General features: G+C 37.2%; 10 protein-coding genes and 1 riboswitch. Of the genes, 1 reads left to right on the forward strand and 9 read right to left on the reverse strand.

The annotated features are described in order from the left end of the window. Positions 1-45: 45 nt before the first annotated feature. The 4 genes from G6O73_RS04080 to G6O73_RS04095 form a co-directional block, all read right to left on the reverse strand. Positions 46-1653, reverse strand: coding sequence for a putative polysaccharide biosynthesis protein (locus G6O73_RS04080; RefSeq protein WP_057886034.1), 1608 nt, complete (start codon positions 1651-1653; stop codon positions 46-48). Positions 1654-1758: 105 nt separating this feature from the next. After that, entirely contained in the window at positions 1759-2601 is an 843-nt protein-coding gene (locus G6O73_RS04085; protein ID WP_057886035.1) for a metallophosphoesterase family protein, read from the reverse strand. Positions 2602-2822: 221 nt separating this feature from the next. Beyond that, positions 2823-4109: a phosphopyruvate hydratase gene (gene eno / locus G6O73_RS04090; RefSeq protein WP_057886036.1), complete on the reverse strand. Its 1287-nt coding sequence runs from the start codon at positions 4107-4109 to the stop codon at positions 2823-2825. Positions 4110-4162: 53 nt separating this feature from the next. Further along, positions 4163-4227, reverse strand: a riboswitch (Fluoride riboswitch). Between the two features lie 60 nt (positions 4228-4287). Further along, positions 4288-6102, reverse strand: coding sequence for a DUF2207 domain-containing protein (locus tag G6O73_RS04095; RefSeq protein WP_057886037.1), 1815 nt, complete (start codon positions 6100-6102; stop codon positions 4288-4290). 125 nt (positions 6103-6227) lie between these two features. Here G6O73_RS04095 and G6O73_RS04100 point away from each other — a divergent pair, with 125 nt between their 5' ends. Next, positions 6228-6716, forward strand: coding sequence for a ferritin (locus G6O73_RS04100; RefSeq protein ID WP_057886038.1), 489 nt, complete (start codon positions 6228-6230; stop codon positions 6714-6716). Between the two features lie 62 nt (positions 6717-6778). On the opposite strand, the gene msrA is transcribed toward G6O73_RS04100, so the two are convergent. From msrA to larE, 5 genes are all read right to left on the reverse strand, one after another. Beyond that, positions 6779-7600 (reverse strand): peptide-methionine (S)-S-oxide reductase MsrA, encoded by an 822-nt coding sequence (msrA, locus tag G6O73_RS04105; RefSeq protein WP_057886039.1) that lies wholly within the window; start codon positions 7598-7600, stop codon positions 6779-6781. Between the two features lie 102 nt (positions 7601-7702). Beyond that, positions 7703-8872: a 2-isopropylmalate synthase gene (locus G6O73_RS04110; protein WP_057886040.1), complete on the reverse strand. Its 1170-nt coding sequence runs from the start codon at positions 8870-8872 to the stop codon at positions 7703-7705. Between the two features lie 325 nt (positions 8873-9197). Beyond that, on the reverse strand, positions 9198-10199 hold the full coding sequence (locus G6O73_RS04115; protein ID WP_057886041.1) for a HoxN/HupN/NixA family nickel/cobalt transporter: 1002 nt from the start codon (positions 10197-10199) through the stop codon (positions 9198-9200). Between the two features lie 104 nt (positions 10200-10303). Beyond that, on the reverse strand, positions 10304-11023 hold the full coding sequence (locus tag G6O73_RS04120; protein ID WP_057886042.1) for an MIP/aquaporin family protein: 720 nt from the start codon (positions 11021-11023) through the stop codon (positions 10304-10306). Between the two features lie 14 nt (positions 11024-11037). After that, entirely contained in the window at positions 11038-11874 is an 837-nt protein-coding gene (gene larE / locus G6O73_RS04125) for an ATP-dependent sacrificial sulfur transferase LarE (RefSeq protein WP_057886043.1), read from the reverse strand. Between the last annotated feature and the right edge of the window lies 1 nt (position 11875).

An 11875-nucleotide genomic window follows, 5' to 3' on the forward strand; every position in this document is an offset into this window, starting at 1 on the left:
AAAAAAGTTTTGAAGAAAAAATGAACTTTGTTTAACTAAAAGAATTTAAAAATGTTTATACTGCGTTTTACCCCATTTTAGTTTTAAAACAATTTTGGATAAATTATAGTAATAAGAAATTATGGCTAAAATTCCAAGCGTTATCAGACCGTAAACTCCTGAAAATAAAAATGAGGCAATACGGTCATTGGCCACTGAGAAAAGATCAAAGATGCCCAACAGCCCGGTCGCTAAAACTGCAAAGATCAAATTTGCTCTGCTCAAAAGACCGAGGTCTGCAAAATCTGCCAATCTAGTTTGCTGGGATAATCCCATCAAATAATAAACACAATAGCCAGCAACTAATCCAAATGAGATTGCAGTTGCCCAAAGTGCGCCGTAATCATGAAAAAAATAAACTAATGGGTACTGAAGAATAAATTTAATTGCTAAAGTGATACTGAGCAGGATAACTGCCATACGGTGTTTTCCTAATGACTGAATTAAAGTAAAAACATCCGTAAAGATTGCTTGAATAAAAGTAATTAGAATTGACCAAAACATTAACCAGCTGCCATGCAGATTATATCCAAAGAAAACCGTATTAATTCTTCCGGCTAATAGAGCTAAGATAATTGTCACTGGTGCTAAAAGTCCAAATAACAGTCGAAAATTATCTTGAATAATTTTTCCAGCCTTTTCTGGATCTGTTTGTGCACTGGCTAGAAGTGGTAAAGTTGTTCCAGAAATTGCAATTGCCAATGAAACAATTACGGTTGTAATTTTACTTGGATTAGCTGAAAAAAGGGTGAACATATTCTGGATAGCAGTTAAACTGAAATGACTGCCAAATTGCATAATTTGCTTAAAAGTGAATTGGTCAATTAGTTGGGCAATAGTAATCGCGGATCCAACGTAAACAAACGGCAAAGCTTCCTTACTAATCTGCCAAAACAATTGTTTAGTATTCAAATAAGTTGCGGGTTGACTTGCAGCTTTTAACTTTCGATAACTAGGCTGTTGGCGACGATAGTAATTTAACAAGTATGCTAAACTAGCTAAAGCCCCAGTAAAAGCGGCAAATGTACTTAAAGCAATCGCCACATTCAGTGAGGCGTGAAACAAAGTATAACTAATAAAAGTCAATAAAAGAATACTTAGTACGCGAACAAATTGTTCAACCAACTGAGAAATACCAAACGGTTTCATATCCTCGTTTCCTTGGAACCAGCCACGAATAATACTCATTACAGGTAGAATAAACAAAGCTGGTACTAGTGCTCGAATGATACTGATAGCTGAGGAGCTGCTCAAAATTGGCGAGCTGCCAGCAACAGCTGGAGCAGCAAAATAGAATAATAAGCTACAAACCAAGCCGGAAATACACATGAAAAAAATTGCTGCCTTAAATAATTGCTGACTATCGCGAAAACGCTGTTCGGCATTATAAATCGCAATTTTTCGTGAGATAGCCGTTGGAAAACCAGAAGTTCCCAGTGCTAAGAATAAGGCATATGGTGTATAGGCAGCGTTAAATAATGCTTGGGCAGTGTATTGATTTTGCTGTGATCCAAACATTAATAACCAGGGAATAATGTAGATTACTCCGAGTACTCGAGAAAAAATACTGCCGAAAGACATCCAAAAAGTGCCAGATAACATTTTATTTTTCAAAATAATTCCTCAATTCATTAGATCGCGTTGTTTAATAATATCGCTATTATCTAATTTAACACGAAAATGGAACCAGAGTTTTTAACATTTTTTTAAACTATTTGTTTACCAACCATTCTCCTCAATCAGTTTTCTCGCTTGTTCTAGATAATTATGGGTTAAATTTTCTTTGTGGACATTATTTTTAGTATAAGTAAAGACCCCAGTTTGCAGTAAGAACGCATATAATCTTTCAAATGGAAGTTTTCTTTTTTCAGCTAATTCGATTTCTGAATTTACATCATAAGCTATGGATAAAAATTGTAAGTCAAGTAGTTTTTGTTCCGAAATTGTTAAAATTGCGTACTTTGCTTGTCCAGCAACTAGCTTAGCTTGACCAGAAACTGCTAAACCGATACTTCCTGGATTAATGATCAAACGACCATCACTTGTTTGCCGCAGCAAAGTTTGATGCGTATGACCATAAACTGCAATTTGGGCATCCGAGTTTGCTAACAATTCGTCGAAATTAGCTTGATCGGCGGTTGGAACAGTTAAATGTCCCCGACAACTAGTTGGAGTTGCATGAAAAATTCGTAGCTTTAATTTTTCAATCGTTACTTCCTGGCACAATGGCAAATTGGCTAACCAGTTGAATTCATGATGTTTTAGATAACAACGATCATAGCCGGAAGTTATGATTGCCAAAATTGCTTTTTCATTCGCCGTATAATCTTGAAACTTTTGGTGTAGTAAACTTTGATAGACTTGTTCGTGATTTCCAATTACCCATGCTAAGGGATGTTTTTCCTGCAGTGCATGCAGGCATTTTTCTGGTGCAGGTCCACGATTAACAATGTCGCCTAAGACAAGATAATCATCGATTCTTCGTTGTTGGGCATCAGCTAACACAGCTTTCAGGGCAGTATAGTTTCCATGAACATCGGCAATTAGAGCTATTTTTTTCAAATCACTTAGTCCTCTCTTAACAGTTATCTTCTAAGCTATATTTTAAAATTGTTATTGAAAAATTTCTAGCATTCTCGCTAATCTTTTGTTGCTAAATCTTAATCACATAAAAATTTGTGTGAGTACTGATAAAATCAAAAAGGCGACACAAAATTATTTTTGTGCCAACCCTTTATTTTTCAAGTCAAGTTAGTCTAGTATTATTTAATTTTTAAAGCAAGTTAATCAAATTTAACGTTATCTGGAAAGTGAGCTAACCGCGTTCCATCAACACCTAATTCTTCTTCGATGCGCAATAACTGGTTGTATTTCTCAACTCGTTCGGATCTTGCTGGAGCACCAGACTTTAATTCAGCTGAATTAGTAGCAACGGTGAAGTCAGCTACAAAAGTATCACCAGTTTCACCGGAACGATGAGAAATCATCGTTGTATAACCGTTCTTGCGGGCTAAGCGAATTGCTTCTAAGGTTTCGGTCACAGTTCCGATTTGGTTTAGTTTGATCAAAATCGAATTGGCCATTCCTTTTTCAATTGCTTCTCGAATTAATTTTGGATTGGTGCAGACTGGATCATCTGCGACGATTTGAACCCGATGACCATACTTTTTAGTAAACTCAGCGAAGTTATCCCAGTCTTCTTCACCATAAGGATCCTCAATTGAAATGATTTCTGGGAATTTATCCAACAAACTGATATAATACTCTCCCAGTTCAGCTGGCGTATAAGTTTTGCCTTCGAAATCGTAATTTTTGGTTTCGCGGTTATAGAAGTATGAGGCAGCTGCATCAAAAGCAATCGCAATTTCTTTACCAGGTGTATAGCCGGCTTTGACAATTGCATCATGTAGCATTTGCAAGGCCTCGGTCGAAGATTTCAAATCTGGAGCAAAACCACCTTCATCACCCAAACCGGTGGTATACCCAGCTTTTTCAATTACTTTTTTGAGGGTATGATACGTATTAGCGATTTTTTCAAATCCGTCACGAAAACTCGTTCGTTCAACGGGTGTAATCATAAATTCTTGAATATCAATTCCGTTATCAGCATGTTCCCCACCATTAATTACATTATGGAAGGTTTGTGGTAATTCTAAATCAGTACCTCCTAAATAACGATATAGCGGTTGCTGGGTTGCCTGAGCGGCTGCACGAGCTACGGCCATTGAAACACCCAAAATTGCATTAGCACCCAAACGAGCTTTATTGGGAGTGCCGTCCAAGTCAATCATGACTTGATCAACATGAGCTTGGTTAAAGGGATCTTCACCATGCAATGCTTTATTAATTTCAGTGTTAACATTATTGACTGCTTGACTGACTCCTTTGCCTTGTAAGCGCTGGCCGCCATCGCGCAGTTCAACTGCTTCTTTTTCGCCGGTTGAAGCACCAGAAGGAACCTCAGCACGACCTAAAGTTCCATCTGATAAAATCACGTCTGCCTCAACTGTTGGATTGCCGCGGGAATCAAAAATTTCCCGGGCCTTAACCGAATCAATAAAAAGTGACATAATACTCTTCCCCTTTCGCTAACTAATAAAAAAACGTCTACTGCACCAATTTCAGTACAGTAGACGTCATCAAATTGTTAGCCAATTATTTATGGCGAACGTCATCGCCGATTTAATTACAACTAAAGGATACACTATTTGTGAGTTTTGTTCAATAAAAAATTAGTAGTTTTAATTATTAAAATGCTCCACCACCGGAACCGCCACCAAAGCCTCCAGAGTTTCCCCCACTGAAGCCTCCTGAACTACCACTAGTTGAAGCAAGACTAGTCGAAAAGCTGTTAGCAAAAACTTCACCAAAGTCAAAATCTTTTCCATTAATAAAAAATGGATAGTAAATTATAAAACTACTCTCTAGTTCTTCGGTATCAAAGTTAGCTTTTAAAGCTGCCGCTACTTTAGGGGCTAGCCCAAATGCTACAGCATAAGGCATAATCTTTTCCCAAAGAACTAGTTCACCGACTTCTTTGAGATTAAAACGTCCAATATCTGCCAGCATTTTTTTGAAGCCACGTAATTGATTAACCAAAGCCACTCCTTCAGCTGTATAAGGAGAGTGTTTTTTTAAGAAAAAGATTACTAGAAAAATCATCAGCAAGCTGCAACTGCCAGCAATTCCAATTAATAGTTTTGCATTCAAACCAAAACTGCCACCTAATAATAGAATGATTGCTGCTCCAGTCAAAATAGTTACCCATGTATTTTGATGTTTTATATGTTGATCGACGCTATTTTGTTCAATTGCAATTTTTTGTTGTGCTTTTTGCCATTTTTTAAAAGCTGCTTGCAATCTTTTGCTGGTTATCGGCGATTTACCAGCCTGTTTGAGTTGTTGCAAAGTAAAACTTTTACCATTTCCAACTGTATTAAATAACTGATACCAAATATTAGCTGTCTTTAGCAAAGTTGAATCTAGTAAAGTTATCCGATAGTTTGGTTTTTGTTCAAATTTTATTTTTTCAGTTTGTTCTTCAATAGCTAGCTTTCTTTGAGCAGCCAATTCGACTAAAGCGGCACTTAAAGCTTTAGAATCAGGTAACCGGTTAGATAAGAGGCTTTGAACCACAGGCGCTGATAAGTTGGGAACTTCAAAAGAATGAACGGCCTGTCGAGTTGATCGTGGCCAAGCTTGATGATGAGACTTAGCTTTTGCCATTAACCACAGAACGATTAAGACAGTTATCCACCCCAGACAAAACAAAATGCCAAAAACAATCGTTTGTACCAGTTGTCGCTGTTCACGCTGTTGATTTGCCTTTCTTGCCCAAGCAGCTTCTTGGCTTTGGACAGTCTTTTTTCGGTTATCCGATTTTATTAATAAGTTAGCCGGCGTAATATTGGTCGGGAAAAGTAATCGACTTTCGATGAACGAGTTTTCAGGGTTGCTTTTAGCGGTAATAATTACACGCCCTCTTTGTCGTTGGACTTTGGTATAACCGTTAGTGCTGGCATGTGTCCACGCCTGCAACTGCTTGACCGGATATTTTGGCAGTTGAATAGTAATTTTAATGTTATTTAATGGAACATCCCAGCCACTACCGATAATTTTCCAATTCATCTCAGCTGTGTCCTGCCAATTAGTAATAACATTTGTAATTCGATAACGATAAATAAAGGTTACGGCTTGATTATCAACAGCATGAAAAACTTTCAATTTAACATTTTGACCAGTATTTGTTTGCTGGTAAGTGTTTTGTGCACCATTAGTAGATGGAGTCACTTGACTTAATTTTCCATTTTGTTCGATAGCAACCGAAATATCCTTAATTTGTTGTTGTTTACCGAGAGCTTGTTGGTAATAAACACCATGCGCTGCATCATCAAAATCATAATGAATTCGTTGAGTTAAGATTGCTGAACCGTCTGATTGAATATTTGCTTGAACTTGATAAGCGGTTATTTCGTAACTGGAATCAGCCTGAGCATTTGATGAAAAGATCAGCAATAATCCCCAACACAGCCCTAATATAATTCCAAACCAATGCTTTTTCATTTGTTCCTCCCCTGTTTAAATAATCTTTCCTTTGAATTAAATTATCGCAGACCTAAGTTGTTTTGTGAATCCACAAACAGTTTGTTAAAAGTATGGTAAAATAAATATGAAAGGAGCGAAACATAATGGAAAAAGAGATTTATCAGTTGTTGAATGACCAAATTAATAAGGAGTTTCAGTCAGCGTATATTTATTTGGATTTTTATAATTTCTTTGAAGAACGCAGTCTCCACGGCTTTTCAAAATGGTATAAAGATCAGGCAAATGAAGAAATTAATCATGGCTGGCGTTTTATTAATTTTTTGCATGATATGGATCAAAAGGTTAACTTAACCCCAGTGGAACATACTTCACAAAAGTATGCTTCAGTCAAAGAAGTTATTCAAGGCGGATTAAAACATGAACAGTATATTAGTGGTTGTATCCGCAAGATTTACCAATTAGCTCAGGCGAAAAATGATTTTGAGACCCAGACATTTTTAAATTATTTTATTACCGAGCAAATCGAAGAAGAAGTCAACGCCCGCAATTTGCTCGCCAAATATGATTTAGTTGATGGTAAGGATTTATTGGCGTTAGATCAATTAATGGACCAAAGCAATGATCATAAATAAGTAGTGCTTTTGATTCAAAAATAAGAGAAAATCAGACATTATACTATCTGATTTTCTCTTATTTATTTTTTATTGAAAAGCTGTTTAATTTTCCCGGAGAATTTAAGAACTCTTAGATAATTTTGGCGAGTTTGCGCAATCAAATGATAACGTTGAGGGTGTTTGCGATAAAACTGTTGGTGATAATTTTCAGCAGGCCAAAATTTTGTTGCTGTTTCAATTGGAACGACAATTGGCTTGGAAAATTTTTGCGAATTAATTAGAGCCAGTTTTGATGTTTCTGCTTCTTGGCGTTGTCGTTGGTTACGGACAAAAATGACCGGTCGATAATTATTACCGCGATCATTAATTTGTCCAGTCGCATCAGTCGGATCAATCAACTGCCAATATAATTCTAATAAGTTTTGATAACTGACCAATCGTTTATCGTAGATAATTTCTACTGCTTCAACGTGTCCGGTTTTTTGACTGCTAACTTGTTCATAAGTTGGTTTAGTAGTTATTCCACCAGTGTAACCAGAAATTACGGCTTTAATTCCTGGCCGGGTCTCAAACGGTTTGACTAGACACCAAAAACATCCTCCCGCAAAAATTGCGCGTTCTTGCCATGCTGGATCGGGGTTTTGATGAATTGTTAGATCAAAAGTTTGTCCAGCTCGTTCGTTATGGCTAATTAGTGCATAAAAATCAGCAACGGCTGGTGTGAGATTATTGCGCACTGCCAATGGTCGCAGCTGATATTCAAGTTGTGACCAAACCTCAGTTGCCGAGCGCTCATTTAAAGAAATTTTAGCTTTGACCAATTGTTGCCTTTCCCAATCACGGGTAGCCGGATTTAAAATTAAATTATAAAGTCGTTGCGTTAAATCTGGAAAAGTCTTCATTTTTCACACCCTCTTTTAAAAAAGATAAGTAACTTAAAGTAAGCAAAACAAAAAACAAGTCATTCTGTCAATCAGAGTGACTTGTTAACTAAATAAAAATTTTTAATTCATTTGACCTACTTTTTCGAATTGTTGCATAATTTGTCGCAAATCATCATTAGAGACGATTGCTTGATTGTCTGCTACTTGTTTGAAAATCGGGAAAATTTCCCGCATATCAGCTGTTGAAACTTGATAACCTAATTGAGCCAATTTTGTTGCGACGGCATGCGAGCCAGACAGTTTTCCTAAAGGAATCGAAGAATGGGCAATTCCAACACTTTGCGGGGTTAAAATTTCATAAGTTGCATGATTTTTCAAGAAACCATCTTGATGAATGCCTGATTCATGCGCAAAGACATTGGCACCAGTAATTGGTTTGTTGTGCGGTATTGGCATTTTTGATTTTTCACTCACCATTTGGGCAATTTCAAAAGTTTTTTTCAGGTTTACGTGGTTTTCAGCTTGATAAAAATCTTTTCTGACATACATGGCAGCCGCAACTTCTTCCAAAGCGGTGTTGCCAGCTCGCTCACCAATCCCATTAATTGTTCCTTCAATTCTGGTAGCCCCATGTCTAATGGCAGCTAAGGCATTTGCAGTAGCCATTCCTAAATCATTGTGACAATGAACTGAAAATGTGACTCGATCAAATTCTGGGATATTTTTCTTCAAATAATCAAATAAAGCTCCAAATTCATCAGGATTAGTATAACCAGTTGTATCAGGAATATTGATTACATCAGCTCCAGCTTTAATGGCAGTTCGGATCGCTTTGACCAAAAAATCCCATTCTGTTCGGGTGGCATCTTCTGGTGAAAATTCAACATGTTCAAACGATTGTCGCGCATAACTGACGCATTCGGTAATTGTCTTAATAACAGCAGCTTGATCCATATGCAATTTTGCTTCCCGATGAATTGGACTCGTTGCAATGAAAACATGAATTTGACCATTTGGTGCATCAGCTAAAGCCCGAATTACAGCATCAATGTCTTTTTTGACACATCTTGCTAAACCAATAATGTTACAGTTAGTAATGGTTTGTCCGATTTGACGAACCGCTTTAAAATCATTTTCAGAGGCAACAGGGAATCCAGCTTCAATTACATCAGCTCCCCAATCAGAAATCTTTTGGGCCAGCATGATTTTGTCCTGAATTGAAAAATTGACACCAATTGTTTGCTCACCATCGCGTAATGTTGTATCGAAAAATTGAATTTGTTTTGTCATGTATAACTCCCCCTAAATTTTAAAATATTAAAAAACAAATAAAAACGCCTCATTCATGTAGAATGAGACGTTTCCGTCTTGCGCGAGCCCCATTCTACAATGGCCAAATAGGACTCGACAAATTGTCAGAGTCCTCGGTCATAGTAGTAGGGCAAAATCAATTGAATAATTAAATTGCTGTTTTTCCATGATGAAAACTCCTTCCGTAATTGCTTGTTATTAATTTAACTTGTTTTGCTAAGAAAGTCAAGACTATTTATTAAAAAAATTAAAAAACGATAATTATTATAAAACCAGCATTAATGTAGCTCTAATTAGTAGCCGGCTAAAAACTTGACTTGGCATTGTGGTGTTGCCAATTAAGATAAGTCAAGAACCAAATCGCTAACAAACAAAAGCTTAAGTCAATTCCTAACTGATTAAGATTTAAATTAGCAAGCCAACTGAATTTTAAATCTCCCTGTTTAATAAAGCTAATCGCAACTTGCATTAATTCAATACTGCCAATTAAAAAAGCAGCAATAACCGAAACCAAAGTAACGGTTAAATTATAATAAACCTTTCGACTAGGACTTGAAAAAGCCCAGCGATAAGCACTCGTGATCATTATCGAATCAGTTGTATCCATTAAATTCATCCCGGCTGCAAACATTAATGGGAAAACTAGGTTGTTCCAACCAATTAGCGTTTGATTACTGCTAGCAGCGATCGCTAACAAAGCGATTTCAGTTGCCGTATCAAATCCCAAGCCAAACAAAAAACCAATTGGATACATTTGCCAACTTTTTTTCACTAAATTTAATAAGGGCATTAAAAAACGTGTCAAAAAACCGCGTTTAGCTAATAACTGGTTTAATTTTGGATCTGTTTCCGAGTTAACCGCTGATTTCTTGGCAGTTTGATACAAATTGATTAAAATTACCAGGTTAGCGAACGCCAGCAACAAAAGAAAGCTGCCAGAAACAAGCCCACCAATTCGATTCCCAACGTCTTGCAAAAATGGTAGATTATGCTTAAATAATTTCATGGAGCAATTAACAATTATAACTAGTAAGAAAACAACGGTTGAATGACCTAGAGAAAAGAAAAAGCCGGTTCCAGCGGCCTCTTGTCGTTGGTTGACTAATTTGCGAACTGTATTGTCAATTGCGGCGATGTGGTCAGCATCAAAAGCATGGCGTAGTCCTAAAGTATAGGCGATTAACCCTAGCCCCCAGATAGCTGGTTGCTGCTTAGCAGCAAAGAATAGCCAACTGAAAGCCACAAGTTGCAGTAAAAAAACCAAAAGATAATAGTGACGTGCTGCTGTAGTTAATTTCCTTTTCAATCTTCTTCACTCCGATCTTTAAAAATAAAAACAACAGCCGAACGGTTTTTAAATGACCGCTCGGCTGTTTATCTTAGCTGAGCATTAATGAGTTCACTCAGTTGCTAAAAAACACCTTGATAAAGTACTGCTGCAGCAACCGCACCAACAATCGGAGCCATAACTGGAACCCAGCTGTAGTTAAATTGTGAGCTGCCCTTGAATTTAAAAGGCCAAATTGCGTGTAACAATCTAGGACCAAGATCACGAGCTGGATTTAAAGCTGGTCCAGTTGGTCCACCGAAAGAAACGACAAGACACATCACTAAAAAGCCTAAACCGATAAAGTCAGCTCGTGAATCAACTTTGTCAGCTGTAATACATAACGCTCCCAACACTAATAAAAATGTTCCAATAAATTCATTGATAAAACCGTTAACCCAACTGTTAGCAGCGTCAATCGTGGCAAAAGTGCCTAAAATACTCTCGGGATTAGTTGTTTCATCATAATATGGTTTATAAGCTAAAACAATTAATAATTGGCCGACAATTGCACCTAATAACTGTGCAATAATGTATGGCAAAACTTCACTCCACGGGAAATTACCAGTAGCTGCCAAAGCCAAAGTCATGGCCGGATTAATCTGTGCACCTGAAACAGTGGCAAACATCATTGCCGGAATCATGACACCAATTCCGTAACCAAAACCAATTAAGACCCAACCACCATGAAAACCTTTAGTACCTTTTAATTCAACATTGGCAACTGAACCATTGCCCAAAGCAACCATCACAGCAGTTCCAATAAATTCTGCTAAACAACGAACTAATAACGAATAATGCATAGATTCTTTACCCCTTACCCCACTAATACTTTTTCTTTCTCAGCAGTAGAAAGATCTTGGTTCATCCGTCCACTGACAAAGCCTTGCAAATCAACTGTGACAAATTCATAACCGAGTGATTCTAATTTTGTGGTAATTTGATCTTTTTGATTAACCAAGTCATTGATTCGTGCTACGGGAACTTCAATTCGGGCCAATTTATCATGTACCCGAACCCGAACCGTTCCAAAACCAGCCTGACGCAAATAAGCTTCAGCTGCCATTACTTGTTGTAATTTTTCACTGGTCAATTCAGTGTAATATGGGAAGCGCGAAGATACAGAACAAGAAGCTACTTTGTTCCAATTATTTAATCCTTGTTTTTGAGCTAATTCACGGACATCTGTTTTATAAAGTCCGGCAACCTGCAAAACTGAAATTGCCCCAGCCTGATCCCGGGCACGCAATCCAGGACGAAAATCAGCTTGATCGTCCATAATCATGCCATCTAAAACAGCATCAGCATTAAACTTTGCAGCTACTCGATTCAGTTGACGATAAAAAATCTGTTTCATGTAATACCATGATTCCGGTGTATTATTTTTAATATGTTTTTCGGCCAAATAATCAAGTTGAATTCCTTTGACATTCACTTCTAAATTAGCGGCTAAGTCAATAGCTTTAGCGTACTCTTCTTCACTGAATAATTCTGAGTCGGCCACAACTGCCAAAACGTTCTCCTTGCCCAAAACTTTGACAGCTTCATTTAAAACTAAAGTTGAATCAATTCCACCTGAAAATCCAACCACTACTCGATCATATTTTGCTAAAACTGTTTGTAATTTCTGTTCTTTATTATTTAATGTTTCCATA

The sequence above is a fragment of the Liquorilactobacillus nagelii DSM 13675 genome, from assembly GCF_019444005.1.
Classification (GTDB): domain Bacteria; phylum Bacillota; class Bacilli; order Lactobacillales; family Lactobacillaceae; genus Liquorilactobacillus; species Liquorilactobacillus nagelii.

Bases quoted from the DNA above. Each gene is read 5' to 3' on its own strand.
- larE (WP_057886043.1), bottom strand. From the start codon at position 11,874: ATGGAAACATTAAATAATAAAGAACAGAAATTACAAACAGTTTTAGCA.
- msrA (WP_057886039.1), bottom strand. From the start codon at position 7,600: ATGAAGACTTTTCCAGATTTAACGCAACGACTTTATAATTTAATTTTA.
- G6O73_RS04100 (WP_057886038.1), top strand. From the start codon at position 6,228: ATGGAAAAAGAGATTTATCAGTTGTTGAATGACCAAATTAATAAGGAG.
- G6O73_RS04110 (WP_057886040.1), bottom strand. From the start codon at position 8,872: ATGACAAAACAAATTCAATTTTTCGATACAACATTACGCGATGGTGAG.
- G6O73_RS04120 (WP_057886042.1), bottom strand. From the start codon at position 11,023: ATGCATTATTCGTTATTAGTTCGTTGTTTAGCAGAATTTATTGGAACT.
- G6O73_RS04095 (WP_057886037.1), bottom strand. From the start codon at position 6,102: ATGAAAAAGCATTGGTTTGGAATTATATTAGGGCTGTGTTGGGGATTA.
- eno (WP_057886036.1), bottom strand. From the start codon at position 4,109: ATGTCACTTTTTATTGATTCGGTTAAGGCCCGGGAAATTTTTGATTCC.